This is a genomic window from Nocardioides sp. L-11A, from assembly GCA_029961745.1.
GTDB lineage: Bacteria > Actinomycetota > Actinomycetes > Propionibacteriales > Nocardioidaceae > Nocardioides.
The window spans coordinates 1,618,617-1,643,373 of the sequence record CP124680.1; the positions used below are offsets into that span (position 1 = coordinate 1,618,617).

Annotated in this window: 27 protein-coding genes; 17 read left to right on the forward strand and 10 right to left on the reverse strand. The window is 72.6% G+C overall.

The annotated features are described in order from the left end of the window. Position 1 precedes the first annotated feature (1 nt). Genes narH through QJ852_07620 form a run of 4 tightly spaced genes read left to right on the forward strand, consistent with a single transcriptional unit; the run spans position 2 to position 3,351 of the window. A complete protein-coding gene (gene narH, locus QJ852_07605; GenBank protein ID WGX98302.1) occupies positions 2–1,666 on the forward strand; it encodes a nitrate reductase subunit beta in 1,665 nt (554 codons plus the stop codon). After that, positions 1,663–2,325, forward strand: a complete 663-nt coding sequence (narJ, locus tag QJ852_07610) for a nitrate reductase molybdenum cofactor assembly chaperone (protein WGX98303.1) — start codon at positions 1,663–1,665, stop codon at positions 2,323–2,325. The genes narH and narJ overlap by 4 nt, the downstream gene beginning before the upstream one ends. Before the next feature lies 1 nt (position 2,326). After that, positions 2,327–3,043, forward strand: coding sequence for a respiratory nitrate reductase subunit gamma (gene narI / locus QJ852_07615; GenBank protein WGX98304.1), 717 nt, complete (start codon positions 2,327–2,329; stop codon positions 3,041–3,043). Further along, positions 3,025–3,351 carry a cupin domain-containing protein gene (locus tag QJ852_07620; protein WGX98305.1) on the forward strand — a complete coding sequence of 109 codons (327 nt, stop codon included), beginning with the start codon at positions 3,025–3,027 and terminating at the stop codon, positions 3,349–3,351. Before narI ends, QJ852_07620 begins: the two co-directional genes overlap by 19 nt. On the opposite strand, the gene QJ852_07625 is transcribed toward QJ852_07620, so the two are convergent. Then, on the reverse strand, positions 3,344–3,886 hold the full coding sequence (locus tag QJ852_07625; GenBank protein WGX98306.1) for a Uma2 family endonuclease: 543 nt from the start codon (positions 3,884–3,886) through the stop codon (positions 3,344–3,346). The genes QJ852_07620 and QJ852_07625 overlap by 8 nt on opposite strands. 110 nt (positions 3,887–3,996) lie before the next feature. On the opposite strand from QJ852_07625, the gene QJ852_07630 reads away from it, so the two are divergent. From QJ852_07630 to QJ852_07675, 10 genes are all read left to right on the forward strand, one after another. Continuing rightward, the gene (locus QJ852_07630; GenBank protein WGX98307.1) at positions 3,997–4,566 is read left to right on the forward strand and encodes an NTP transferase domain-containing protein; all 570 of its coding nucleotides are present in this window, start codon (positions 3,997–3,999) and stop codon (positions 4,564–4,566) included. 7 nt (positions 4,567–4,573) lie between these two features. Next, positions 4,574–4,789, forward strand: coding sequence for a hypothetical protein (locus tag QJ852_07635; protein WGX98308.1), 216 nt, complete (start codon positions 4,574–4,576; stop codon positions 4,787–4,789). Positions 4,790–4,841: 52 nt separating this feature from the next. Then, the gene (locus QJ852_07640) at positions 4,842–5,729 is read left to right on the forward strand and encodes a MoxR family ATPase (GenBank protein ID WGX98309.1); all 888 of its coding nucleotides are present in this window, start codon (positions 4,842–4,844) and stop codon (positions 5,727–5,729) included. Beyond that, complete coding sequence (locus tag QJ852_07645; GenBank protein WGX98310.1) at positions 5,726–6,850, forward strand: VWA domain-containing protein; 1,125 nt, start codon at positions 5,726–5,728, stop codon at positions 6,848–6,850. Before QJ852_07640 ends, QJ852_07645 begins: the two co-directional genes overlap by 4 nt. A gap of 6 nt (positions 6,851–6,856) precedes the next feature. Beyond that, positions 6,857–7,978 (forward strand): XdhC family protein, encoded by a 1,122-nt coding sequence (locus QJ852_07650; GenBank protein ID WGX98311.1) that lies wholly within the window; start codon positions 6,857–6,859, stop codon positions 7,976–7,978. Positions 7,979–8,010: 32 nt separating this feature from the next. Continuing rightward, positions 8,011–9,246, forward strand: coding sequence for a transcriptional regulator (locus QJ852_07655; GenBank protein ID WGX98312.1), 1,236 nt, complete (start codon positions 8,011–8,013; stop codon positions 9,244–9,246). Between the two features lie 81 nt (positions 9,247–9,327). Further along, positions 9,328–10,248, forward strand: coding sequence for an ABC transporter ATP-binding protein (locus tag QJ852_07660; protein ID WGX98313.1), 921 nt, complete (start codon positions 9,328–9,330; stop codon positions 10,246–10,248). After that, positions 10,248–10,997, forward strand: a complete 750-nt coding sequence (locus QJ852_07665) for an ABC transporter permease (GenBank protein ID WGX98314.1) — start codon at positions 10,248–10,250, stop codon at positions 10,995–10,997. Before QJ852_07660 ends, QJ852_07665 begins: the two co-directional genes overlap by 1 nt. A 34-nt stretch (positions 10,998–11,031) precedes the next feature. Beyond that, positions 11,032–12,267, forward strand: a complete 1,236-nt coding sequence (locus QJ852_07670; GenBank protein ID WGX98315.1) for a sensor histidine kinase — start codon at positions 11,032–11,034, stop codon at positions 12,265–12,267. After that, positions 12,264–12,887: a response regulator transcription factor gene (locus tag QJ852_07675; GenBank protein WGX98316.1), complete on the forward strand. Its 624-nt coding sequence runs from the start codon at positions 12,264–12,266 to the stop codon at positions 12,885–12,887. The genes QJ852_07670 and QJ852_07675 overlap by 4 nt, the downstream gene beginning before the upstream one ends. Here the strand turns inward: QJ852_07675 and QJ852_07680 are convergent. Genes QJ852_07680 through QJ852_07690 form a run of 3 tightly spaced genes read right to left on the reverse strand, consistent with a single transcriptional unit; the run spans position 12,884 to position 15,527 of the window. Next, on the reverse strand, positions 12,884–13,732 hold the full coding sequence (locus tag QJ852_07680) for an amidohydrolase family protein (protein WGX98317.1): 849 nt from the start codon (positions 13,730–13,732) through the stop codon (positions 12,884–12,886). The two genes, QJ852_07675 and QJ852_07680, sit on opposite strands and share 4 nt — an antisense overlap. Before the next feature lie 35 nt (positions 13,733–13,767). Beyond that, positions 13,768–14,520: an SDR family oxidoreductase gene (locus tag QJ852_07685; GenBank protein WGX98318.1), complete on the reverse strand. Its 753-nt coding sequence runs from the start codon at positions 14,518–14,520 to the stop codon at positions 13,768–13,770. Then, the gene (locus QJ852_07690; GenBank protein ID WGX98319.1) at positions 14,517–15,527 is read right to left on the reverse strand and encodes an LLM class flavin-dependent oxidoreductase; all 1,011 of its coding nucleotides are present in this window, start codon (positions 15,525–15,527) and stop codon (positions 14,517–14,519) included. The genes QJ852_07685 and QJ852_07690 overlap by 4 nt, the downstream gene beginning before the upstream one ends. A gap of 91 nt (positions 15,528–15,618) precedes the next feature. Between QJ852_07690 and QJ852_07695 the strand changes: the two genes are divergently transcribed. Next, positions 15,619–16,521, forward strand: coding sequence for a LysR family transcriptional regulator (locus QJ852_07695; GenBank protein ID WGX98320.1), 903 nt, complete (start codon positions 15,619–15,621; stop codon positions 16,519–16,521). A gap of 22 nt (positions 16,522–16,543) precedes the next feature. On the opposite strand, the gene QJ852_07700 is transcribed toward QJ852_07695, so the two are convergent. Next, a complete protein-coding gene (locus QJ852_07700) occupies positions 16,544–17,710 on the reverse strand; it encodes a CoA transferase (protein WGX98321.1) in 1,167 nt (388 codons plus the stop codon). Between the two features lie 66 nt (positions 17,711–17,776). Next, on the reverse strand, positions 17,777–18,229 hold the full coding sequence (locus QJ852_07705) for a MaoC family dehydratase (GenBank protein WGX98322.1): 453 nt from the start codon (positions 18,227–18,229) through the stop codon (positions 17,777–17,779). A 32-nt stretch (positions 18,230–18,261) separates the two neighbouring features. Here QJ852_07705 and QJ852_07710 point away from each other — a divergent pair, with 32 nt between their 5' ends. Then, positions 18,262–19,356 carry an adenosine deaminase gene (locus QJ852_07710; GenBank protein WGX98323.1) on the forward strand — a complete coding sequence of 365 codons (1,095 nt, stop codon included), beginning with the start codon at positions 18,262–18,264 and terminating at the stop codon, positions 19,354–19,356. 4 nt (positions 19,357–19,360) lie between these two features. Here QJ852_07710 and QJ852_07715 read toward each other — a convergent pair whose 3' ends face one another. Further along, positions 19,361–19,879 carry a hypothetical protein gene (locus QJ852_07715; GenBank protein ID WGX98324.1) on the reverse strand — a complete coding sequence of 173 codons (519 nt, stop codon included), beginning with the start codon at positions 19,877–19,879 and terminating at the stop codon, positions 19,361–19,363. Beyond that, positions 19,863–20,507: an ATP-binding protein gene (locus QJ852_07720; GenBank protein WGX98325.1), complete on the reverse strand. Its 645-nt coding sequence runs from the start codon at positions 20,505–20,507 to the stop codon at positions 19,863–19,865. The genes QJ852_07715 and QJ852_07720 overlap by 17 nt, the downstream gene beginning before the upstream one ends. 59 nt (positions 20,508–20,566) lie before the next feature. Here QJ852_07720 and QJ852_07725 point away from each other — a divergent pair, with 59 nt between their 5' ends. After that, complete coding sequence (locus QJ852_07725) at positions 20,567–21,763, forward strand: dipeptidase (protein WGX98326.1); 1,197 nt, start codon at positions 20,567–20,569, stop codon at positions 21,761–21,763. Between the two features lies 1 nt (position 21,764). Here the strand turns inward: QJ852_07725 and QJ852_07730 are convergent, their stop codons facing one another. Beyond that, the gene (locus QJ852_07730) at positions 21,765–22,448 is read right to left on the reverse strand and encodes a hypothetical protein (protein WGX98327.1); all 684 of its coding nucleotides are present in this window, start codon (positions 22,446–22,448) and stop codon (positions 21,765–21,767) included. 271 nt (positions 22,449–22,719) lie between these two features. After that, on the reverse strand, positions 22,720–24,045 hold the full coding sequence (locus QJ852_07735; protein ID WGX98328.1) for an HNH endonuclease: 1,326 nt from the start codon (positions 24,043–24,045) through the stop codon (positions 22,720–22,722). Between the last annotated feature and the right edge of the window lie 712 nt (positions 24,046–24,757).

Genomic DNA, 24,757 nt, shown 5'->3' on the forward strand with positions numbered 1-24,757 from the left:
CATGAGAGTCATGGCCCAGATGGCGATGGTGATGAACCTCGACAAGTGCATCGGCTGCCACACCTGCTCGGTCACCTGCAAGCAGGCGTGGACCAACCGCACCGGCACCGAGTACGTCTGGTTCAACAACGTGGAGACCCGCCCCGGGCTGGGCTATCCGCGCACCTACGAGGACCAGGACGAGTGGCAGGGCGGCTGGGTGCGCAAGCCCAACGGCCGGCTCGCGCTGCGCAGCGGCGGCCGGATCAAGAAGCTGCTGACGATCTTCTCCAACCCCAAGCTGCCCTCGATCGAGGACTACTACGAGCCCTGGACCTACGACTACGACACGCTCCTGAGCTCGCCGCAGACCGACACCTTCCCGGTGGCGCGCCCCCAGAGCCTGCTCACCGGTGCGGACATGAACGTCGAGTGGTCGGCCAACTGGGACGACGACCTCGGCGGCTCCCAGGAGCACGCCGCCCGCGACGTCATGCTGCGCGGTATCGAGGACAAGGTGAAGCTCGAGTTCGAGCAGACCTTCATGTTCTACCTGCCGCGGATCTGCGAGCACTGCCTCAATCCGTCCTGCGCGGCGTCGTGCCCGTCGGGCGCGATCTACAAGCGGGCCGAGGACGGCATCGTGCTCGTCGACCAGGACCGCTGCCGCGGCTGGCGGATGTGTGTCTCCGGCTGCCCTTACAAGAAGGTCTACTTCAACCACAAGACCGGCAAGGCCGAGAAGTGCACGTTCTGCTACCCGCGCGTCGAGGTCGGCATCCCGACCGTCTGCTCGGAGACGTGCGTGGGCCGGCTGCGCTATCTCGGCCTCGTCCTCTACGACGCCGACAAGGTGCTCGAGGCGGCGAGCGTCGAGGACGAGCACGCGCTGTACGACGCCCAGCGGGCCTGCTTCCTCGACCCGCACGACCCGGCGGTGCGTGCCGCCGCGGCCGAGGCGGGCATCCCCGACGACTGGATCGAGGCCGCCGAGCGCTCGCCGGTGTGGCGGCTGATCAACGAGTACCAGGTCGCGCTGCCGCTGCATCCGGAGTACCGCACGATGCCGATGGTCTGGTACATCCCGCCGCTCTCGCCGGTCGTCGACGCGGTCAAGGACACCGGCGAGGACGCCGAGGACCGCGGCAACCTGTTCGCCGCGATCGACGCGCTGCGGATCCCGGTCGAGTACCTCGCCAACCTGTTCACCGCCGGCGACACCGGCCCTGTCGACCGGGTGCTGCACAAGCTCGCCGCGATGCGCTCGTACATGCGCGACATCAACCTCGGCCGCGATGTCGACGAGACGATCCCCGCCGCGGTGGGGATGACGGGGGAGCAGCTCTACGAGATGTTCCGGCTGCTCGCCATCGCCAAGTACGACGAGCGCTACGTCATCCCGACCGCGCACGTCGAGCAGGCGCACGCGCTGGAGGAGCTCGCCACCGACTGCCCCGTCTCGGAGTACGGCGGCGGCCAGAACGATCTGTTCGGCGAGGGCTCCGGCTATCCCACGCCCGTCGCGGTCGAGAACTTCCGGATGCTGCAGGAGCGGCAGACCAGCGACACGCTCGCCGCTCCTGTCGACAAGAGCAGCCGGGTCAACCTGCTCAGCTGGGACGGGAAGGGGGTGCCCGACGGGCTCTTCCCGCCGCGCCCGGGCACCCCGGACGGGGAGTCGTCGTGAGGCGGCGCGCGCGGGTCGACGTACGGCCGGTGTGGGCGGCGTGCGCGGCCCTGCTCGACTACCCGACCGCGGCCCTGCTCGACGCGCTCGACGACATCGAGGCGCTGGTCCCCGCGCATCCCGACCTGGCCGGGTTGATCGACCACCTGCGCGGCTCGCCACCTGCGGACCTGCAGGCGGAGTACGTCGCGACCTTCGACCACACCCGCAAGTGTGCGCTCTACCTCACCTACTTCGCGTACGGCGACACCCGGCGCCGTGGCCAGGCGCTGGTGCGCTTCAAGGAGACCTACCGGGCCGCCGGCGTCGCCTGGGACGAGACGACCGGCGAGCTGCCGGACCACCTGTGCGCCGTCCTGCAGTTCGGGGCGACCGTGGACCCGGCAGCCGGTGGGCGACTCCTCGCCGAGCACCGCGCCGGCGTGGAGATGCTGCGGCTGGCATTGAGCGGGTGGCGCAACGACGACGGCACCACCGGGTCGCCCTGGGCGGGCGCGCTGCGCGCGATCTGCGCGACCCTGCCCGAGCTGCGTGGCGACGAGGCCGACGCCGTCCGCCGGCTGGTCGAGCAGGGCCCACCGGCCGAGGAGGTCGGTCTCGACGGCTACGGCGCGGGGCCGGCGCTCATCGCGCCCGCCACCCTCGCGGTGAGGAGCTGACGTGGACGTCTTCCTCTGGGTGATCGTGCCCTACCTGTGCCTGGCGACCTTCGTGATCGGGCACGTGTGGCGCTACCGCTACGACAAGTTCGGCTGGACCACGCGGTCCTCGCAGCTCTACGAGAGCCGGCTGCTCCGGCTGGGCTCGCCGCTCTTCCACTTCGGCATGCTCGGCGTCGTCGGCGGCCACGTGATCGGGCTGCTGGTGCCGCGGAGCTGGACCGACGCGATCGGGATCTCCGACCACGCCTACCACGTCGTCGCCGTCGTGGGCGGCCTCGTGGCCGGGGCGATGGCACTCGTCGGGATGGTCATCCTGATCTACCGCCGGCGTACCGTCGGGCCGGTCTTCTCCGCCACCACCCCGATGGACAAGGTGATGTACGCCTTCCTCGGCGTGGTCATCGCGCTGGGGATGTGGAACACCATCGCCGGGTCGATCTTCACCCTCGGCGGGGAGTACAACTACCGCGAGGGCGTCTCGGTCTGGTACCGCTCGTTCCTCGCGTTCACCCCGGACGCCTCGCTGATGGCCGACGCGCCGATCGGGTTCCGGCTGCACGCGCTGGTCGCCTTCGGGCTGTTCGCGCTGTGGCCGTTCACCCGTCTGGTGCACGTCTTCAGCGCCCCGCTCGGGTACCTCACCCGCCCCTATATCGTCTACCGCAGCCGCGATGCGCAGCCCGGGAGGAGCACGCCATGGAGTCCACGAGTCTGACCACCCTGGTCCGCGAGCAGGTCGACGCGGCCCGCGCGGCGAGCAGCGGCCGTGCCGCCGTGACGGTGTACGGCGGCCGGGAGCACCGGCTGCGCCAGACCCTGATCGCGCTCAAGGCGGGCGAGCGGCTCGGCGAGCACGATGCGCCGGAGGAGGCGACCCTCCAGGTGCTGGAGGGCGAGGTCGCCCTGCACGCCGGCGGCGAGACCTGGCGCGGCGAGTCGGGCGACCATCTCGTCATCCCGCCGCAGCGCCACGACCTGGAGGCGCTCACGGATGCCGCGGTGCTGCTGACGGTCGCTAACTGAGCAGGTCCCGGGGCGTGACCGTGACCGGGAAGGGGCGCTCGGCGCTCCACGACTCGCTCCCGGAGACGTCCGCGACGACGACATACGCGCCGTCGACCAGCTCGCGGGCGATCAGCCGGAGCGACCTCGGGTCGATCATCCAGTACGACGGGATGCCGGCGCGCTGGTAGCGCTCCAGCTTCATGTTCCTGTCGATCACCTGGGTGCTGGGGGAGAGCACCTCCACGACCAGGAGCGGGACCGCGGGCAGGTTCTTGTCGGTGAAGTCGGAGCGGCGCGCCACCAGGACGTCCGGCTCGACGACGGTGTCGTCGGCGAGCACGATGTCGAGCGGCGCGGCCAGGACCCGAAGGTCGTCGGGGGCAGTCTCGTCCAGAAGCCGCCACAGCCGGAGCCCAACCTCCTGGTGGTCGGGGATCGGGGAGGCGTTCACCAGCAGGATCCCGTCGATGATCTCGTAGCGGTGCCTGTCATCGGGCAGCGTCTCGAGATCGGCGTAGGTCCAGCCGCCGGGGATCAGCTCCGTCTCCACCATGACACCCATCGTGCCTCCTCGTCCCGAGATCTGTCATGTGCCTCAGGATCGCCCGCCGCCGCAGCCGCAGCAACCGCTCCTCCACAGGTCTGCTGTGGCAGGCTCGACCCGTGGTGCACGGACTCCTCCTTGCCGCCGGTGCGGGTCGCCGGATGGGCATGCCCAAGGCGCTGGTGCGCGACCCCGATGACGCAGGCGGGCCCTGGCTGACCCGCTCGGTGCGGGTCCTCCTCGACGGCGGCTGCCCGGAGGTCACCGTCGTCCTCGGTGCCGGAGCCGACGAGGCGGAGCCGCTGCTCGAGGGCCTGCCCGGCGTCACCGTCGTCCGCTCCACCGACTGGGCGTCGGGGATGGGCGCCTCCCTGGCCGCCGGGCTCGAGGCTCTCGCCCCCCGCGACGATGCCGGCGCCGCGATGGTGCACCTCGTCGACCTGCCCGACGTCACCGCCGCGGTGGTGGCCCGGGTCCTCGCCGCGGCCGGCGAGGGTGCCGCGGCCCTCGCCCGGGCGTCGTACGACGGGGTGCCCGGTCACCCCGTGCTCCTCGGCCGCGACCACTGGTCGGGGATCGCGCGGAGTGCGGTCGGCGACCGGGGCGCGCGGACCTATCTCGCCGCCCGCGAGGTCGCGCTCGTCGAGTGCGGCGATCTCGCCACGGGAGCCGACGTCGATCGGCGATGATGGCGCCATGAGCTCCCCGACCGTCGAGGTCCGGAACGTGCCACCCTGGCTGGTGGCCCTCGTGGTCATCGTCAGCCTCGCCGCCTGTTCGGGGGCGGGCATCCTGGTCGGGATGGCGTTCGGCGGGAGCCGGACCGTCCTCGGCGTCCTGCAGCTCGTGGGCACCGTGGGCGGCTACTACCTCAGCCGGACGATCCTGCGTCGTCTCTACACACCGCGCTGATTCGGCAGGAGTTGCCAACCTCGTGCCAACGACCGCCCCCTAGCCTGGAGGCATGGACACCCGCGTCGCCGATCTCGCTCGCCGACTGGAGGAGACCGGATATCTCTGTGACGAGGAGCTGGCGACGGTCCTCTTCCTGTCCCTGGAGATGTCGCGGCCGTTGCTGCTGGAGGGCGAGCCGGGCACCGGCAAGACCGCGCTGGCGGAGGCGATCGCCGAGTCGCTGGACCGGCCGCTGATCCGGCTGCAGTGCTACGAGGGGATCGACGCGACGCAGGCGCTCTACGACTGGGACTTCCCGCGCCAGATCCTGCACCTGCGCGCGCTCGAGGCCCTCTCCGACGGCGCCAAGGGCGGTGTCGAGGGGGTGGAGGAGGCCGAGAAGAGCCTGTACGACGAGCGGTTCCTGCTCGCGCGGCCGGTGCTGGCCGCGCTGCAGCAGAGCCCGGCAGTGCTGCTCATCGACGAGGTGGACCGGGCCGACGACGAGTTCGAGGCGTTCCTGCTGGAGGTGCTCTCGACCTTCCAGGTGACCATCCCCGAGCTCGGGACCGTGCAGGCGGCGACGCCGCCGACCGTGGTGCTGACGTCCAACCGCACCCGCGAGCTGCACGACGCGCTGAAGCGGCGCTGTCTCTACCACTGGATCGACCACCCCGGCCTGGAGCGTGAGGTCGCCATCGTCCGTTCCCGGGCGCCCGAGGTGAGCGCGACCCTGGCCCGCCAGGTGGTCGAGGTCGTCCAGCAGCTGCGCTCCGACGCCGACCTCCTCAAGCCGCCGGGTGTCGCCGAGACGCTCGACTGGGCACGGGCCCTGCACCATCTCGGCACCGCCGACCTCGACGTCGAGACGGCGGCGCGGACCCTCGGTGCGCTCGTGAAGTACCGCGACGACGCCGAGCGGGTGCGCGCCGCGCTCGACCGGATGCTGGCGAGATGACCACCCTGGCGACCGACCTGCTGCACCAGCCCGACGAGGTCCTGCTGGGCTTCGCCACCGCCCTGCGCGCGGCCGGCGTGCCGGTGACCCAGGACCGCACCCGGGCCTACCTCGACGCCGTCGCGCTGGTCGGCCTCGGCGACCGGTCGGCCACCCGGGCGGCGGGCCGGGCCACGCTCTGCGCGACCCCGGAGGACCTCGAGCGCCACGACCGGATCTTCGAGGAGTGGTTCCAGCGCGACCTCAGCACGCCGGTCAGCCGGCCCCGGGCCACCCAGCCCAAGGCGGTGGCCACGCTGCTGCCCGACGACCAGGATGCCGGGGCGGGCGGACCGGACCCCGACGACGACCCGGTCCGGGCGGCCGCCAGCACCGCGGAGGTGCTGCGGCACCGTGACGTCGCGACCCTGGAGCCGGCTGAGCGGGCCCGGCTCGCGTCCATGTTCGCCGGCCTCCCGGTCCGGCTGCCGACGCGACCGACCGCGCGCCGTACGCCACACCGTCGGGGCGACGTCGACGCCTCCCGGACCCTGCGGTCGAGCCTGCGCCGGATGGGCGAGCCGGCCGAGATCCACCGCCGCCGGCGCACCACCCGGCCGCGCCGGGTGGTGCTGCTCGTCGACGTGTCCGGCTCGATGAGCGGGTACGCCGACGCACTGCTGCGCCTCGCGCACCGGGTCGTCAACGCCGGACCCGGCGTGGAGGTGTTCAGCCTCGGCACCCGGCTCACGCACCTCACCCGTGCCCTCAAGCGGCGCGACCCCGACCGGGCGATCGCTGCAGCCGGAGATGTCGTGCCCGACTGGTCCGGCGGCACCCGGCTGGGCGAGACCCTGCGCGCCTTCGTCGACCGCCACGGCCGCCGCGGCATGGCCCGCGGTGCGGTCGTGGTGATCTTCAGTGACGGCTGGGAGCGTGGCGACACCGCACTGCTGGAAGAGCAGGTCGACCGGCTGCACCGGCTCGCCCACAAGGTCGTCTGGGTCAACCCGCACCGCGGCAAGGACGGCTACGCCCCGGTGCAGCAGGGCATCGTCGCGGTGCTGCCCCACGTCGACGCGTTCCTGGCCGGGCACTCCCTGGCGACGTTCGGCGCACTGCTCGAGGAGGTTGGGAGATGATGCGTGATGCGTGAGGTGCTGCCGCAGCTGCTCGCCTGGTGGGAGGCCGGGGAGACCATCGGCATGGGCACGGTCGTCGCGACCTTCCGCTCCGCGCCGCGGCCGCCGGGTGCCTCGATGCTGGTCGGCCCGGACGCGTCCGCCGTCGGCTCGGTCTCCGGCGGCTGCGTCGAGGGCGCGGTCTACGACCTCGCCCAGGAGGTGACGACCTCCGGCACACCGATCCTGCAGCGCTACGGCGTCTCCGACGACGACGCCTTCGCCGTCGGCCTCACCTGCGGCGGGATCCTCGACGTCTACGTCGAGAAGGTGAGCCGCGCGACCTTCCCCGAGCTGGGCGAGATCGCCGCCGACATCGAGGCCGGCCGGCCCGTGGCCGTCGCGACCGTGGTCGACCACCCCGACCCGGCGTACGTCGGCCGGCGCACCGTCATCCGTCCCGACGACGCGCACCGCACGGGCAGCCTCGGCAGCCCACGCATCGACGACGCGGTGCGCGACGACGCGCTCGGCCTGCTCGCGGCCGGCCACAACGGCACGCTGTCCTACGGCCCCGACGGGGAGCGTCGCGGCGAGGGCATGCGGGTCTTCGTATGGGCCTTCGCGCCGGCCCCGCGGATGCTGGTCTTCGGCGCCATCGACTTCGCCGCCGCCGTCGCGCGGGTCGGGGGCTTCCTCGGCTACCACGTCACCGTCTGCGACGCCCGGCCCGTGTTCGCGACGACCAGCCGCTTCCCGGGCGCCGACGAGGTCGTCGTGGAGTGGCCGCACCGCTACCTCGCCGCCGAGCAGGAGGCCGGTCGGGTCGACACGCGCACCGTGATCACGGTGCTCACCCATGACCCCAAGTTCGACGTCCCCCTCCTCGAGGTCGCGCTCCGGCTGCCCGAGGTCGGGTACGTCGGCGCGATGGGCTCCCGGCGCACCCACGACGACCGGATGGACCGGCTGCGCGAGGCCGGTCTCACCGAGGCGGAGCTGGCGCTGCTGCACAGCCCGATCGGGCTCGACCTCGGCGCCCGCACGCCCGAGGAGACGGCGATCAGCATCGCCGCGGAGATCGTCGCCGGCCGCTGGGGTGGGTCGGGGGAGCCGCTGGCCGCCCGATCCGGTCGCATCCACGCGTGATCCGCCTCACACCCGCGGGGTAGGGTGCGGTCATGGACGAGCTCGACCAGCGTCGGCGGCTGGCCCTGGCCGCCTGGACCACCTGGGTCGAGGAGGGCGACGGCGCGCTGACGACCGTCCGGCCCGAGATCCTCGACAGCTGGACCCGCTCCGGTGCCTCGGTCGCCCGCGACCTCGGCCGGGCACCGCTCGCCGACGAGTCCGAGACCCGCTCCTTCTGGCAGGGCTCGCCCCTGCAGATCGCCGTCGAGCGGGTCGAGGACGAGCTGCGCCGCACCGCCGAGGACGGCGACCTGGTCCTCGCCGTCACCGACCCCGACACCCGCGTGCTGTGGACCTACGGCGGCCGGGTGATGCGGCGCAAGGCGGAGAGTGTCAACTTCGTGCCCGGCGGGCGCTGGGACGACCGGTCCATCGGCACCAACGCCCTCGACCTCGCCAACCGGCTGGACCGGCCGTCGATGGTGTTCAGCGCCGAGCACTATGCCCCGATCGTGCACAACTGGGTCTGCTGGGCCGCCCCGGTGCACGACCCGGTCAGCGGCACCAAGCTCGGCGTCCTCGACATCTCGACCACCTGGGACCGCACCCACCCGATCGGCCTCGCGACCGCCCGCGTGCTCGCCCGGCTGGTGGAGCAGGCCCTGCCGCGCACCCACCAGTACGTCGACGAGTCGCCGGAGGAGATCGCCGAGCCGGGCCTGGTGCTGAGCCTGCTCGGCACCGCCGAGGCGCGGGTCGACGGACAGCGGCTGCTGCTCAACCGGCGCCAGACCGAGATCCTCTCGCTGCTCGCGCTGCACCCCGACGGGCTCTCCCTCGACCAGCTGCACGCGATGCTCTACGGCGACCACGCGGTCACCTTCTCCACGCTCAAGGCAGAGGTGTCCCACCTGCGGCAGGCGCTGGCGGGTCAGCTCGCGTCGCGCCCCTACCGGCTGCTCATGCCGATCGCCACCGACGTCGACCATGTGATCGCGCTGCTGCGCCGCGGTGAGGTCGCCGCCGCCGTCGAGGCCTACGGCGGGGACCTGCTCCCCGGCACCGAGAGCCCGGCGCTCGTCGAGATGGGCGAGTACGTCGCGGTCGCGGTCCGCGAGGCGCTGCTGGCCGATCCGCAGCCCGACGCCGTCCTGCACTACAGCGAGCTGGCGCCGTACGACACCGCCGTGCTGGAGGCCTGCCTCGCCGAGCTGGGCCGCCACGGCCGGCTGCGCCACCCGGCGATCCCGCTGCTCAAGGCCCGCCTGGCCGTCGCCGACACCTGAGCCCGGCATCATCCGATCGGATGATGCCCGCGCCGCCCGCTGTCCGATGTGCGCCCGGCGCGCCCGGGCCAGGCTGGGACCATGACTTCTCCCGCGGTGATCGTCGACGACCTGCGCAAGCGCTACGGCGACAAGGTGGCGGTCGACGGGATCAGCCTGCGCGTCGAGGAGGGCGAGATCTTCGGGATCCTCGGCCCGAACGGCGCCGGCAAGACCACGACCGTCGAGTGCGTGGCCGGTCTGCGGACCGGTGACGAGGGCAGCGTCCGGGTGCACGGCATCGATCCGTGGACCGACCGTGCCGCCCTCACCCGGGTCCTCGGCATCCAGCTCCAGGAGAGCCGGCTCCAGGCCAAGATCACCGTTCGCGAGGCGCTGGAGCTGTGGTCGGCGCTCTACGACGACCCCGTCGCCTGGTCCGGCCTCGCCGAGCGGCTCGGGCTGACCGAGCTGCTCCCGCGGCGCTACGCCAAGCTCAGCGGCGGCCAGCAGCAGCGCCTCTCGATCGCGCTGGCACTGGTCGGGCGACCGCGGGTGGTCGTCCTGGACGAGCTGAGCACCGGGCTCGACCCGCGAGCGCGCCGCGACGTGTGGCAGCTCGTGCGCGACGTACGGGCCGCGGGGACGACGGTGCTGCTGGTCACCCACGCGATGGAGGAGGCCCAGGAGCTCTGCGATCGGATCGCCATCGTCGACGGCGGCCGGATCCGGGCCCTGGACACCCCGGTCGGCCTGGTCGCCGCCGCGGGAGCGGCCACCACGACGACCTTCCGGCCCTCCGCCCCCCTCGACCTGGAGGCGCTGCGCGAGCTGCCGGGCGTCGCCTCCGTGCACGCGGACGGCGGTCGCGTGGTCGTCACCGGAGCCGACGACACCGTACTGGTCCTGCTGCCCGCACTCGAGCGGCAGCGCGTCGTCCCGCACGCGCTGCGGGTCGAGGCGGGCTCGCTCGACACCGCCTACCTGGATCTCACCGCCGGCCCGATCGAGGAGAACGTCTGATGGCCACCGTCACCGCCACCGCCGCCGTGATCCGCACCGAGGCGCGCCTGTTCGGCCGCGAGATCGGCGCGGTCTTCTGGACGGTCGTGTTCCCAGCCGCGCTCGTGGCCCTCCTCGGCTCCGTCCCGAGCTTCAGCGATCCGGTGGACGGGACCGGCGGGCTGCGCACCATCGACCTCTACGTGTCGATCGCGATCCTCATGTCGATGTGCATGGCCGCCGTGATGGCGATGCCCGCGGCGGTCTTCGCCTACCGCGAGGCGGGCGTGCTGCGCCGGCTGCGGACCACACCCGTCGGCCCCGGCGCCGTCCTGCTCGCCCAGGCGCTGCTGCACGCCGCCGCGGTCGTCGGCGCCTCGGCGCTGGTGCTCACGATCGGGCGGGTCGCCTACGACACCCCGTTGCCGGAGTCGCCGCTCGGCTACCTCGCGGCCTACGCGCTCGCGCTCGTGGCGGCGTTCTCGGTCGGCGCGGTCATCACCTCGCTGGTGCCCAACAGCCGGGTCGGCACGGCGGTCGGCACCGTCGTCTTCTTCCCGATGCTGTTCACCGCCGGCGTGTGGCTGCCGGTGCAGGTGATGCCGGACGCGCTGCGGGAGATCGTCGTGCTGACCCCGCTCGGCGCCGCCTCGGAGGCGCTCGCCGAGGCGATGGCGGGCGACTTCCCCGACCTGCGGCACCTGCTCGTCGTCGCGGCGTGGGCGGGTGTGCTGTGGCTCGTCTCGGTGCGGACCTTCCGCTGGGAGTGAGCGGCGGGGCCGGGACGGTGAGAGGGTGGGTGGTGTGAGCGTCGTGCCGGAGGGGAGCTGGGAGCGCCGGCTCGGCTACCTGCCGCTGGGTCTGCTCGGCGTGGCCGCCGCGGTGGCCCTGGCCACCGGTCCCGCCCGGGGCGGGGCCACGTCCTGGCCGGACCTGGTCCCCCTGCTGGTGCTGCTGGTGCTGACGACCGGCTGGCTCCTGTGGTGGCTGCACCGTGCGCCCACCCTGCTGTCGTACGCCGTCCGCGGGCTGCTGGCGCTCGGGCTGACCCTGCTCGACCCGTTGTTCTGCATCTTCGCCTGGATCGGCTTCGCCGATGCCGTCGAGGTCTTCCCCCGTCGCGGGCTGTGGCTCGGGATCGGTGCGACCGCCGTGACGATGGCACTCGGCCAGTCCGGTGGCGCGCCGTGGAGCTCGACCCAGCAGACGGTGTTCTTCGTCCTCCTGGTCCTCGTGAACTTCGGCCTGGCCTACCTGATGGGGCGCTACGCCGTGCATGCCGAGCGCACGAGCATCGAGCGCAAGGAGGCGATCGTCGAGCTGGAGCGGGTTAACGCCAGCCTGGAGCGGGCCCTCGCGGAGAACACGGAGCTCCAGGAGACCGTCGTCGCCCAGGCCCGAGCTGCCGGCGTCCAGGACGAGCGGCAGCGCCTGGCCCGGGAGATCCACGACACCATCGCGCAGGCCCTCGCCGGCGTGGTCGCGCAGTTGCAGGCGGCCCGGGAGGACGAGGATCCCGCGGCCGGCCGCCGCCGGGTCGACCGGGCGGCCGCGTTGGCCCGCGACGCGCTGGTCGAGGCCCGGCGCTCGATGCTGGACCTGGTGCCCGCCCCACTCGCGGAGCGCCCGCTCGCCGACGCCGTCGCGCTCCTCGTCGAGGACTGGGCAGCCCACCGTCCCGCCGACGCGCCCGTGGTCGCCGACGCCGTCGTCACCGGTGAGGTGCGACCGCTGCACGCCGAGCTGGAGGCCACCGTGTTGCGGATCGCCCAGGAGGCGCTGTCCAATGTCGCCCAGCATGCCGGCGCCCGCCGGGTCGCGGTCACGCTGAGCTACTTCGACGACGAGATCGTGCTCGACGTACGCGACGACGGCGCCGGCTTCGACCCCGGGACCCCCTCCGGGCCGACGTCGTTCGGCCTGCGCGGGATGCGCCAGCGGGCCGAGCGGCTCGCCGGCTTCCTCGACGTGGAGGCCGAGCCCGGCGGCGGCACAGCCGTGTCCGTCCGGCTGCCCGCACTCGAGAGGGGCGCGGCGTGATCCGGATCCTGGTCGTCGACGACCACCCGGTCGTCCGCGACGGGGTCGCCGCCACCCTCGCGGCCGTGTCGGACTTCGAGGTCGTCGGCCAGGCCGGCGACGGGCCGGCGGCCGTGGAGCTCACCGCGTCCCTGCGGCCCGACGTCGTCGTCCTCGACCTGCGGATGCCGGGCGGCAGCGGTGTCGACGCGGTCCGCGAGATGCGGCGGCGGCACCTGTCCGCCGCCGTGCTCGTGCTCACCACCTACGACACGGACTCCGACACGGTCGCCGCGATCGAGGCGGGCGCCACCGGCTACCTCCTCAAGGACGCGCCGGTCGAGACCCTGGTCGCGGGGGTGCGGGCCACGGCGGCGGGGGAGACGGTGCTCTCGCCGGCGGTCGCCACCCGGCTCGCCTCGCACGTGCGCCGGCCCGCGCGGACCGCGGCGCTCAGCGCGCGCGAACGGGAGGTGCTGACTCTGGTCGCCCGGGGCACCGCCAACCGGGCGATCGCCCGCGAGCTGTTCGTCAGTGAGGCGACGGTGAAGACCCATCTCGCCCACGTCTACGAGAAGCTCGGCGTCGCCGACCGTGCTGCCGCCGTCGCGGTGGCCTACGAGCGTGGGATCCTCGGCTAGATCCGGTACGCCGCGGCGGCGTTCTCGCCCCAGAACCGCGCCTGGTCGGCGGGGGACGCCTCGCCGACGACCGCCCGCAGCGAGGCGACGAGCTGCGCGAACGAGCCGCCCATCGTCTCGATCGGCATGTTCGACCCGAACATCACGCGCTCCCAGCCGAGCTGGTCGACGGCGAACTCCAGCCACGGGCGCAGGCTCGGCTCGGTGACGTCCAGGGTGGCCATGCCGAGTCCGGACAGCTTGCACGGCGCCGAGGTCGCCGCGGCGAAGGCCCGGACCGCCTCCTGCCACTCGGCGCGGCCGGTGGCGTCGATGCTGCTGGGCCAGCCGGTGTGCTCGAGCACCACCGACAGCTCCGGGAAGCGCTCGAGCCGCCGCAGCCAGGGCGTCATCGCCTCGGGGTTGATCACCAGGTCGAAGACCAGGCCCCGTTCGTCGAGCCAGCCGAGCACCGTGTCGGCGGCGGGGGAGTCGGGGTCGAAGCCGTAGAGCACGCGGACCCCGCGGAAGCGGGGGCTCGCGGCCTGGGCCTCCAGCTCCGCCCGGATGTCGGCGGCGCTGCCCCCGGGGTCGACGGTGCCGACCACGGCGAGGTCGAGGCCGTGCGCGTCGGCCGTCTCGTCCAACCAGGCCGCCTCGGCCAGGTGGGCGCCCGGCTTCGTGGTCGCGGAGACGTGGACGAAGGCGTCGACGACCAGCTCCCCGGCCGCCGCGCGGTAGGCGTCCAGCGAGAAGTCGCGGTACAGATCGGGCTTCTGCAGGCTCTCCGCCCAGGCCGACAGGCCGGGGTACCAGTCGTGCGCGGTGATGTCGATCAGGTGCATGTGGGAGTCGACGACTCTCATGGTTCCTCCTCGTGGATGGGGCGTGCGGGGACGGTTCAGTGCATGGTGATGCCGCCGGAGACGCTGATCGTCTGACCGGTGACGTAGCCGGCGCCGGGGCCGAGCAGCCAGGCGATGCAGGCCGCCACCTCGATGGGGGCGCCGAGCCGGCGGAGCGGGATGCCGCGTAGCAGGCGGTCGAGGTACGCCGGGTCGCCGGCGGTCGCGGCAGCCGACATGGTGCCCTCGAGCGGGCCGGGGCTGACCACGTTGACCCGGGTCCGATGGCGGGCGAGCTCCCGGGCCAGGCTCTTCGCCGCGCCCAGCAGCGCGGCTTTGGTGCCGGCGTACGCCACCTCGTGGCCGGCGCCCGCCCGCGCCGAGTCGGAGGCGACGAAGACGACCGCGCCCGGTGCCGCGGTGAGGGCCGGTAGCAGCAGCTGGGTCAACAGCAGGGGACCGCGCTGGTTGACCCGGTACATCAGGTCCCAGTCGGCGGGGTCGGAGTCGGCGAACGGCGCCAGCCGGGTGACCCCGGCGCAGTGCACCAGGCTCAGCGGAGCGGAGCTCGACCCGCCCGACCCGTCCGACACCGCCGCGGCCGCCGCGCGGATCGAGGCGTCCCGGGTCAGGTCGAGCGGCAGCGCCGCGACCGGACCCGGCGCCGCGGCGACGACCTCGTCGAGCCGGTCGAGCCGCTGGTCGGCCGCGACCACCGCGGTGCCGTCCCGGGCCAGCAGGTGCACCAGTGCCGCGCCGACGTCGCCGGCCGCGCCGGTGACCAGCACCCGGCCGGGGAGCGCGGTCACCAGGACTGGAGCGTCGGGAGCACGTCGGCCGCGAACCGGCGCAGGCTCTCGATGCCCTCGCCGCGCAGGTCGATGCCGGGGTGCGGGCCGAACAGCACGAGATCGGTCAGGCCGAGGTCCTTGACGAACGGCTCGAGCACGGCGAGCACGGTCTCCGGGTCGCCGATCAGCTCGTTGGCGCGGTAGGTGTCGTGCGCGGGCGCGAGGCCGTAGTCCAGGTCCGGGTCGCCGAACTCGCTGCGGATGCGGCGGTAGTAGTCCCAGCGTTCGAAGTAGAGGTGCTGGTTGCGCTCCCAGACCTGCTCCGGGTCCTCGTCGGTGACGGTGATGCTCCACGGGTTCGAGACCCGGGTCGAGCCGGGCGCGTGGCCGGCCTCCGCGAGCGCGGCGTGGTAGGCCGCGTGCACCTCGGGGTCGACGGAAGCGCCGGCGAGGTTCGCGCCGTGCCGGCCGGCCCGGGCCGCCGCGGCGACCGTGGTGGCGGCCACCCACAGCGGCGGGTGCGGCTCCTGGGCCGGGGTCGGCTGCACCTGGAGGCCGGGGATGCGGTGGTACCGGCCGTCGTACTCGATCTCCTCGCCCGACCAGCCCAGCTTGAGCAGCTCGATCGCCTCCTCCATGCGGGAGGGCCGGGTGCGCGGGTCGAGCCCGAAGGCGGCGTACTCGGCGATCCGGTGCCCGATGCCGATGCCGACGTCGAGACGGCCGCCCGACAGCTGGTCGAGCACCGCGGTCTCCTGGGCCAGGGCCAGGGGGTGGTGCAGCGGGGCGACGTAGATGTAGGAGCCGATCCGGGCCGTCGTGGTCCGGCTGATCAGCTGGGACAGGAAGATCGGCACCGAGGGCGCGTAGCCGTCGGCGCTGAAGAAGTGCTCCTGCACCAGCAGCGAGTCGAACCCGAGGCGCTCGGCCTCGGTGAAGGTCCACAGACAGTCCTCCCACAGGTCGGTCCAGGACTGCTTCCGGTACGGCGACGCCTTCATCTCCAGGGTGAGCCCTACGCGCACGGGGTGCTCCTTCTCGTCGGGAGCCTCCATCGTGGTGCGCGGAGCGACGGTCTGCCCACGTCCAAGATCATCGTCGATCTAGCATGTTCAGATGATGGATCTGACGCTGCGGGATCTCGAGTATGTCGAGATGATCGCCCAGGAGCGGAGCATCACCCGGGCCGCGGCCCGGCTGCACATGGCGCAGCCGGCGCTGAGCCAGTCGCTGCAGCGCATCGAGCGCCGACTGGGCGTGCGCCTCTTCGAGCGGACCAGCCGGCACCTCGCCCCGACGCCGGCCGGCGACGTCCTCGCCGCCGAGGCGCGCGACCTCCTCGCCTCGGTGCAGCAGGCGATCGTGCGCACCCGGGTCGCGGGCGGGCTCCCCGAGGTGCTGCGGGTCCACGTCAGCGAGTCGTCGCTGATCACTCCCCGCCGGATCCTCGCCGCCGCCCGGGCACACGTCCCCGGCGCGGCGATCCACCAGACCACGCTGCCGCGGCGCGACGTCGCCGAGAACCTGCTCAACGGCGAGCTGACCCTCGCGGTCGCCGGCTCGATCCGCCGCGCCGGGCTGCAGAGCGTCAAGGTCCGCGACGAGCGGATCGGCGTCCTGGTCGGCGAGCGGCACCCGCTGGCCGGCGTCGACGTCGTCGGGCCCGCGCAGCTGGCCGACCACCCGATCCTCTCCATCGACCCCGAGATGAGCTCCTGGGACGCCTGGGTGACGTCCTACCTCGACGACCACGGCGTCACGGCGCGGTGGTCCAAGGAGGTGGTCTTCGGGCTGAGCACGGGCAGCGACATCCTGCACGACGCCGACACCGTGATGCTCACGCTCGAGTCGGTCGGTCGCGACCACCTCGACGGGCTGGTCTGGCGGCCGATGTCACCGGCCCGCTCGGTGCCGTGGTTCCTCACCTACCGCGAGGACAGCCTCCGGGACTCGCCGGCCGTCGCCGCGGTCCTGCGGGTGGTCCGTCGGCTCGCCCACGACCAGGGCTGGACACCCTGACGGGTCGGCTGTCCGGTCCGGATCAGCCCTGGTCGGTGTCGAGCCAGGCCCGGATCTCGTCGTTGTGCTGCCCGAGCGTGGGCGGCGCGACGTGCTGCTCACGGCCGCCGGCGTACGCGTTGTCGTCGAAGCGCAGCGTCGGCCCGGGGAGCTGGATGTTGCCGAGGGTCGTGTGCTCGACGTCGATGAGCAGGCCCTGCGAGAGCGTCTGCTCCCAGGCGTAGACGTCGTCGAGGGTGCGCACCTTGCCCGCCGGCACGCCCGCGCCGTCGAGCCGGGCCAGGGCCTCCTCGGCGGTGAGGTCGGCGAGCACGCCCTCGACGAGTGCGATCGTCGCGTCGCGGTTGGTCACCCGCTCGGGGTTGGTCGCGAAACCCGGCGCGGCCGGGTCGATGCCGAACTCGGTGGCGAAGGTCTGCCAGAGCTTCTCCGAGCCGCAGGCGATCTGCACGGGCGCGGTCTTGGTCGCGAACATGCCGTAGGGCGCGATCGAGGGGTGGTGTCCGCCGGCCAGGCCGGGCACCTCCTTGGCGACCGTCCACTTGGTGCCCTGGAAGGCGTGGACGCCGACCATGCCGGCGAGCAGCGAGGTGTGCACCACGCGGCCGCGGCCGGTGCGCTCGCGCTCGTAGAGGGCCGACACCACGCCGTACGCGCCGTTCATGCCGGCCAGCAGGTCGGCGATCGGCACGCCGACCTTGGTGGGCTCGGAGAGGCCGGTCAGCGACATCAGGCCGCCCTCGCCCTGGGCGATCTGGTCGAAGCCGGACCGCTTGGCCTCGGGACCGTCGTGGCCGAAGCCGGTGATCTGCAGGACGATCAGCCGCGGGTTGAGGGCGTGCAGCCGCTCGATCGGGAAGCCGAGCCGATCGAGGACCCCGACCCGGAAGTTCTCCATCAGCACGTCGGCGCGCTCGACGAGCCGGGCCAGGACGTCCTGGTCGGCGGGGTCCTTGAGGTCGAGGGTGATCGACTCCTTGTTGCGGTTCGCCGAGAGGAAGTACGTCGACTCGCGCTCGCCCTCCGCCGGGTCCACGAACGGCGGTCCCCAGGTCCGGGTGTCGTCGCCCGTGGGGCTCTCGACCTTGATCACCCGGGCTCCGAGGTCGCCGAGCATCATCGCCGCATGGGGGCCGGCGAGGGCGCGGGTGAGGTCGAGGACCAGTACGTCGTCGAGAGGCGCGGTCATGGAGCCGACACTATTGACGAGAGCAAGCCCCGAGAATGGCAGGTTCTGCCAAGAGATGTGCCTCGATCAGGGCAGGAGCAGCACGACGGTCTCGGCCACGGCGGCGGGCTTGTCCTCGCCGTCGATCTCGATGACGTGCTTGAGCGTGACCTGGTAGCCGCTGGGCAGCTCGGCGACGTCGGCCAGGGTGACCGTGAGCCGGATCCGGCGCCCGACGAGGACCGGGTGGGGGAAGCGCACCTTGTTGACGCCGTAGTTCAGTTTGGCGCCCGGCGTCTCGAGGCCGAAGATCGACTGACCGAGCCACGGGATCAGCGACAAGGTGAGGTAGCCGTGCGCGATGGTGCCCCCGAACGGGCCGTCCTTCGCCTTCTCGACGTCGACGTGGATCCACTGGTGGTCACCGGTCGCCTCGGCGAACCCGTCGACCCGCTCCTGGGTGATCTCGACCCAGTCGCCCGTGCCGAGGACCTCCCCGTTGGCGGCGATCAGCTCGTCGAAGGTGGTGAAGGTCCGCAAGCTCTGCTCCTGATGCTCTCTAGTATTCGGTCATGGAACCTACACGTGGCCTGCCGGAGGACCTGCTGCGGGCGGCGCCCAAGGTGCTGCTCCACGACCACCTCGACGGCGGGCTGCGTCCCGCCACCATCGTCGAGCTGGCGGCCGGCATCGACCACGCCCTGCCCGAGACCGACGCCGGGGCGCTCGCACGCTGGTTCGCCGAGGCCGCCGACTCGGGCTCCCTTGAGCGCTACCTGGAGACCTTCGCCCACACCGTCGGCGTCATGCAGACCGCCGCGGCGCTCACCCGGGTCGCCCGTGAGTGCGTCGAGGACCTGGCCGCCGACGGCGTGGTCTACGCCGAGATCCGCTACGCCCCCGAGCTGCACGTCGAGTCCGGACTCGGGCTCGAGGAGGTCGTCGCCGCCGTCCAGCAGGGCTTCGAGGAGGGCATGGCCGCGGCCGCGGCGGCCGGGAGCCGGATCATCGTCCGGCACCTGCTCACCGCGATGCGCCAGGCCGCCCGCGCCATGGAGATCGCCCAGCTGGCCATCGAGTGGCGTGACCGTGGCGTCGTCGGCTTCGACATCGCCGGGCCGGAGGCGGGCTACCCGCCCACCCGGTTCATCGACGCGTTTGAGTACCTCCAGCGCGAGAACTCCCACTTCACCATCCACGCCGGCGAGGGCTTCGGCCTCCCGTCGATCTGGGAGGCCGTGCAGTGGTGCGGGGCCGACCGGCTCGGTCACGGCGTGCGGATCGTCGACGACATCACCGTGGACGAGGCCGGGGTGGCGCGGCTGGGCCGGCTGGCGTCGTACGTCCGGGACAAGCGGATCCCGCTGGAGATGTGCCCGTCGTCCAATGTGCAGACCGGCGCGGCGCCCTCGCTCGCCGAGCACCCGATCCGGCTGCTCGCCTCGCTGCGGTTCCGGGTCACCGTCAACACCGACAACCGGCTGATGAGCCGCACCTCGCTGAGCCGGGAGTTCGGGCTGCTCGCCGAGACCTTCGGCTACGGCTGGGCCGAGATGGAGTGGCTCACGGTCAACGCGATGAAGTCGGCCTTCATCCCCTACGACGAGCGCTACCGGCTGATCACCGAGACGATCAAGCCGTGGTACGCCGAGCAGGCCGGTCGCTGAGGGGTCACACGACGAACCAGGCGTGGGACCAGCCCGCGACGTCGACCCGTTGCTCGGTCCAATGCTGCTCCCGGACGGTGACCAGCCGGCCCTGGGCCGGGTCGAACACCTCGACGCCGCCCTCGACCGCGCCCACCGCGAGCACCACGTGCCGAGGCAGCCACCGGCTGCCGAGGTAGACGCCGACCGGCCGGCTGCGCAACTGCTCGCGCAGGACGTCGTACCCGATCACGGGACGGGGGCGCACGAACACCGTCGCGATGTGCTCGTCGGTCAGGGCGCGCAGCGCGTTGGCGACCGCCCAGGGCGGGGTGCCGAGCGCCCGCGGCCAGGGCATCTGGAAGCGGTCGCGGGGGCTGCGGGACGAGGTGAGCATCCGGTGCTCGCCGAGGATGTCCTCGGTGGGGCTCTCCGGCCGCCAGGAGGTCAGCAGGGCGCGGGCGCCCAGGACGCTCGCGGCGCCGCAGCTGCGGGCGTCGGGCTGGCGGAGCAGGTCCGGCGCGAGATCAGCGGGCCACCGCATGGTCGCCCTCCTGGTCGCGCCGGTCGCGGATCTCGGCGAACGCCCGGTCGCCGGTCGCCACCCGGCAGCCCACCGCGGTCGCGCGCCGGACGATCTGCCGCTGCGCGCGGGCCAGCGCCAGGCCGCGGCGTACCAGCACCAGGGGCGGCTTGCGGTGCTCCCGCAGGTCGCGGGTCAGCCGGCGCCAGAAGGTGACCGCGGGATGATGCGTGACGCAGTACGCCGCCGCGAGGATGCCCGCGCGCCGGCACTCCTCGACGATCTCGGTCGCGAAGATCCCCTCCGCGCAGAATCGCCGGGCGGTGCCCAGGTCGAGGCGCTGGGTGCCGGTGCGGCGGCTGGCGGAGATGGAGTACACCGGCACCTCGGCGCTGCCGGTCGCGCAGAGCTCGCGCAGCGCCGCGAAGGCGTCCTCGTGGTTCCAACTGCCGGGATGGTCCCAGTCGACCAACCCGGCGTTCGCGCCCTCGGCGATGAGCGGCAGCTCCGGCTCGTCGCCGTCGCGGTAGAAGTCGTCGAGCCGCAGCGTCGGCCAGCCGTAGGCCTTCGCGAGCCGTCCCGCCAGCCGGGACTTGCCGGAGCCGGACGGGCCGGCGAGCACGATCACGCGGGCGCGGGCGGCGGTCATGGGGGTCGAGTCTGCCGTACCGGCCGCGGGCGTGCGAGACGGCGCAGTAGGTTCGCCCCATGGGAGAGGGAGGACGGCGTCCGCGCCGCTGGCTCAAGGTCACGGTGCTGTCGCTGCTGGCCGTGGTGCTCGTCGCCGCGATCGGGTTCTTCACGTTCGCGCCGCGGATCGTCGAGAGCGGCATGAACAAGGTCGCCCCGGCGCAGCTACCCTCGGTGACCCCCGAGACGCAGCGGCTGCACGACTCACTGCAGATCGTCGACATGCATGCCGACACCCTGATGTGGGACCGCGACCTGCTGGACCGCTCCGGTCGCGGCCACCTGGACCTGCCGCGGATGGAGGACGGGAACGTCGCGCTGCAGGTCCTCTCGTCGGTGTCGAAGTCCCCCAAGGGGCAGAACTACGACAGCAACTCCGCCGACAGCGACAACATCACGCTGCTCACCTTCGCCCAGCTCCAGCCGCCACGGACCTGGACCTCCCTGCTGCAGCGCTCGCTCTACCACGCCGAGAAGCTCCAGAAGGCGGCCCGCGAGTCGCGCGGCTCGCTCCGCCTGATCCGCACCCGTCGCGACCTCGACGGCCTGATCGAGGACCGCGAGGGCGGCAGGCAGGTCACCGGCGCGCTGTTCTCCGTGGAGGGCCTGCAGAACCTCGAGGGCGACTTCGACAACCTCGACCGGCTCTACGACGCGGGCATGCGGATGGCCGGCTTCACCCACTTCTTCGACAACGAGGTCGCGGGCTCCATGCACGGCGAGGAGAAGGGCGGGCTCACCGACCTGGGACGTCGCGTGTTCCGGGAGATGGAGCGTCGCGGCATCGTCGTCGACATCGCCCATGCCAGCCACGACGCGGTCGCCGAGATGCTGGCGCTGGCCACCAAGCCGGTCGTGCTCAGCCACGGCGGCGTCCAGGCCACCTGCGACGTCAACCGCAACCTCACCGACGACGAGATCCGCGGCGTGGCCGCGACCGGCGGCGTCGTCGGCGTCGGCTACTGGGACGCCGCCGTCTGCACCCTGAGCACCGCCGCCGTCGTCGACGCCATCGACCACGTCGTCCAGGTCGGCGGGATCGCGACCGCCGCCCTCGGCAGCGACTACGACGGCGCCACCACCGTCGGCTGGGACACCACCCACCTCGCCGCGATCACCCAGGAGCTCGTCGACCGTGGGTACGACGACGCGGCGATCGCGGCGATCATGGGCGGCAACACGCTGCGGGTGCTGCGGGCGACGCTGCCGCAGTAGGTCAGTCGCGGAAGTCGATCGGGCCACCCAGGCCGGCTTGGGTGATGTCGACGTCGAAGGCGATCGAGAGCGTGATCGCATCGCCGTCGTTGATCATGCCGAGGCAGCCGCCCACGTTTCTGACGGCGAGACCACTGCCGCCGATGGTCAGCTCCTGGACGCCGCCGAGCTTGACGGTCTCGTCGAAGCTGGCCGCGGTCTGGCCGTAGATGTCGAAGAAGCAGGCCCCGGACGCGGAGACGCAGGGCCCACCGATGGGGCCTGCGTCGAGGACGCCGGTCACGTTGGTGTCGGTGAGACCGGCACTGACCGTCTGGGTGGCCGGACGGGCGCTGACCGTGATGGCGCAGTTCTGCGTGATCGTGATGGGCCTGCCGAGCGGGTCGAGGCAGCCGAACACGGCGAGGCTGTTGAGGGTGAGGTACCGAGGGAACGGGCCGGCGGTCGACAGTCTGCTGTGGAACAGGCCACCGCCACTGGCGCTGGTGCAGCTGAGGGTCACGGCTCCGATGGTGGCGATCACGGCGCTGGCGTTGACGGCTGTCATGGCGTAGTCCTGGTAGGGACGGGTGCTCGGCCCGGGATCGACGACCACGTCGTTGATCGGGCCCGCCGCCTGGGCGGGCAGGGCGAAGGAGAGGACCGCGAGGAACGCGGCCGCGACGGTGAGGTGCTTGCGCTTCATGGACGTTCGGCCTTCCTGGGGGATCCGCGCCGGTCGGCAGCGGATCCTCATGTTGACCGGGCACGACGCGGGTCGCCGGGGTCCTCGCCGGAAAGCTCGCCGTGCTGCGGGCACTTTGTGTCACGACCGACAAATACTCGCGATTCTCCGCACACAGGTCTGGGAATTCGCCCCAACCTGTCCCGCGACGGCGTCGCGCAGCGTATCTCACGCGTCGGGCATGCCTGTGCCCCCGCGATCTCGGAGGCTCGCGGGGTGTGGGGCGGGGTGGCTACTCGTCGGGTGGGTCGGCGTCACTCGCCCGCCCTGTGGTGGTGCGGAGGGGGTGGGTGCCGCGGTGGTCGACCCGGAACCGGTGGCCGTTGGGGCTGGTCCACACATAGGTCGCCGGCATCGGGATGTCGTAGCGCCAGGTGGAGTGGGTCTTCGCACGATGGTGCCGCCGGCACAACGCGACCTCGTTGCACGGACAGGTGGGACCGCCCTCGGCGTGGGGGCGGTGGTGGTCGAGGTCGCAGGCTTGGGCGGGTCGGGTGCAGTGCGGGAACCGACACGTCTGGTCCCGCAGGATCACCCGGGTGCGGTGGCGGTCGGGGATCTCATAGGACCCGACGGGGACATGGTCGGCCAGGTCGATCACGGGTCGCACGATGATGGTGGTGTGCCGGGCGCGGAGCCATTCCCGGATCTGCGCGGAGGTGATCGGGCAGCGGCCTTCCTCCCACCGGCCGACCGGGTTCGCGAACGGGTCCTGGCCGGTCAAAGTGGTGTCGGTGACGTGGACATTGAGGACCACCTTGCGTCCCGGGACCGTGTCCACGACTTCTCCGGTGTCGGGGTCGGGGATCAGCAGGTCGAGGGCGAGGTCCTGCCTCGCGAGCTCGGCGGCGGCCTTCGAGCGCCGCACGTCCAGCGACGACTCGTCGCCCAGCCGCCCGAGGGCCTCGGCCCGTCGAGACACCGCCAGGTTCAGGTCGTGCCCGTCGGCGGCGTCGAGGAGGCCGTCGAGGTGGACCAGGCCGTGCTCGTCGGTGTCGCTGATGTCGAAGTGCCGACCATCAGCTGCGGCCTTCCGTTCGGTCTCGGCCTTGTCGGGGTCGAACCGGATGATCGCTTCGGCGACCAGGCGTTCGAGTTGGGCCCACCCGACGCCGGAGGCATCCCAGAGTTGCCGGTCCACGAACGCCGCTGCCTCAGCCGAGAGGGGGTGGGTGAGGTCGGCGATCCGTTCGGCCCGCCACGGCGCCAACCGGCCCGAGGTGACGGCGTTGTAGACGTTCGGGAGTCGCCAGGCGCACTCGATCACTCGCCCGACGTACGCCTTCCCACCGTCCGGGGAGCGTCCGAGGACCGCGACGAGTTCCATCAACGCGAACTCCGACACCAACGGTGCACCGGGCCCGGCGATCGGGACCCCGGTGTCGAGGTAGCCCTCGGTGATGGTCGCGCCCCCTTTGGGCCCGGCGATCACGTGGTCGCTGGCCCAGGCGGTGATGTCCTCCCACTCCTCGACGATCAACGTCTCGCGGGACCGGATCCGCTCACCGACACGCGACAGCAACACTGCTGTCGAACGGGCGTCGGTGGCGAGATCCATGACTGGATTCTCCCACCCACCCACGACACTTCAAAGTGTCGCAAACCCGCCTGTGGACAGGCGAAACCCGATCCCGGGGGTGTGGACAATCAACGTCACGATCGGTGACAGAAGTGCCCGACCAGCCGACCCGCGAACCGCAACCCGACCGCCGAACCCAGCCACCTCCTCAACGCTCTCGTCGCTGCCTTTCGGAACGCAACCGGCCACCAAACCCAAGCCCAAGGACAGTCCCGGACAGCAGGAGCAAGGGACCGCTACGGGCCAGACCGCCGGTCAGCGGGCGGAGTCCCGCAGTGCCGCGTCGAGCGCTGCCATCAGCACCGCCGGCCGGCTCCGCCCCATCGGGGCGGCCGGGTAGCGCCCCAGCACGTCGACGAGTACCGGCGTCGCCCGAGCACGCGCGGCGTCGATCGAGGCGAGCCCGACAGCCGGATCGTCACCGGCGGCGAGCTCGGCGACCCGGGCTGCATTGGCCGAGGCTCGCAGGATGTGCCCGATCTGGTGGGCCCGAGCGAGCGGGTGCAGGTATGCCGCGGAGGCGGCGTCGCCCGCGGCCTGGGCGGCGAGGCGGGCCGGCTCGGTGGGGGCGTCGGCCGTGGCCCGGTGGCGAGGGATCGTCCGGTCGGGCCTCCTCGAAGACCGGCAGGACGGGCTGCGCCGCGCTCAGCGCGAAGCGCGCGACCTCACGCAGCTCCTCGAGGGTCAGCTC

Excerpts from the sequence above, each read along its gene's own strand:
- QJ852_07720 (WGX98325.1), bottom strand. The coding sequence starts at position 20,507 with ATGACCGCCGCCCGCGCCCGCGTGATCGTGCTCGCCGGCCCGTCCGGC.
- narH (WGX98302.1), top strand. The coding sequence starts at position 2 with ATGAGAGTCATGGCCCAGATGGCGATGGTGATGAACCTCGACAAGTGC.
- QJ852_07680 (WGX98317.1), bottom strand. The coding sequence starts at position 13,732 with ATGAGAGTCGTCGACTCCCACATGCACCTGATCGACATCACCGCGCAC.
- QJ852_07625 (WGX98306.1), bottom strand. The coding sequence starts at position 3,886 with ATGGTGGAGACGGAGCTGATCCCCGGCGGCTGGACCTACGCCGATCTC.
- QJ852_07710 (WGX98323.1), top strand. The coding sequence starts at position 18,262 with ATGGAACCTACACGTGGCCTGCCGGAGGACCTGCTGCGGGCGGCGCCC.
- QJ852_07640 (WGX98309.1), top strand. The coding sequence starts at position 4,842 with ATGGACACCCGCGTCGCCGATCTCGCTCGCCGACTGGAGGAGACCGGA.
- QJ852_07735 (WGX98328.1), bottom strand. The coding sequence starts at position 24,045 with ATGGATCTCGCCACCGACGCCCGTTCGACAGCAGTGTTGCTGTCGCGT.
- QJ852_07700 (WGX98321.1), bottom strand. The coding sequence starts at position 17,710 with ATGACCGCGCCTCTCGACGACGTACTGGTCCTCGACCTCACCCGCGCC.
- QJ852_07695 (WGX98320.1), top strand. The coding sequence starts at position 15,619 with ATGATGGATCTGACGCTGCGGGATCTCGAGTATGTCGAGATGATCGCC.
- QJ852_07715 (WGX98324.1), bottom strand. The coding sequence starts at position 19,879 with ATGCGGTGGCCCGCTGATCTCGCGCCGGACCTGCTCCGCCAGCCCGAC.
- QJ852_07620 (WGX98305.1), top strand. The coding sequence starts at position 3,025 with ATGGAGTCCACGAGTCTGACCACCCTGGTCCGCGAGCAGGTCGACGCG.
- QJ852_07655 (WGX98312.1), top strand. The coding sequence starts at position 8,011 with ATGGACGAGCTCGACCAGCGTCGGCGGCTGGCCCTGGCCGCCTGGACC.
- QJ852_07660 (WGX98313.1), top strand. The coding sequence starts at position 9,328 with ATGACTTCTCCCGCGGTGATCGTCGACGACCTGCGCAAGCGCTACGGC.
- QJ852_07635 (WGX98308.1), top strand. The coding sequence starts at position 4,574 with ATGAGCTCCCCGACCGTCGAGGTCCGGAACGTGCCACCCTGGCTGGTG.
- QJ852_07730 (WGX98327.1), bottom strand. The coding sequence starts at position 22,448 with ATGAAGCGCAAGCACCTCACCGTCGCGGCCGCGTTCCTCGCGGTCCTC.
- QJ852_07725 (WGX98326.1), top strand. The coding sequence starts at position 20,567 with ATGGGAGAGGGAGGACGGCGTCCGCGCCGCTGGCTCAAGGTCACGGTG.
- QJ852_07645 (WGX98310.1), top strand. The coding sequence starts at position 5,726 with ATGACCACCCTGGCGACCGACCTGCTGCACCAGCCCGACGAGGTCCTG.
- QJ852_07665 (WGX98314.1), top strand. The coding sequence starts at position 10,248 with ATGGCCACCGTCACCGCCACCGCCGCCGTGATCCGCACCGAGGCGCGC.
- QJ852_07650 (WGX98311.1), top strand. The coding sequence starts at position 6,857 with ATGCGTGAGGTGCTGCCGCAGCTGCTCGCCTGGTGGGAGGCCGGGGAG.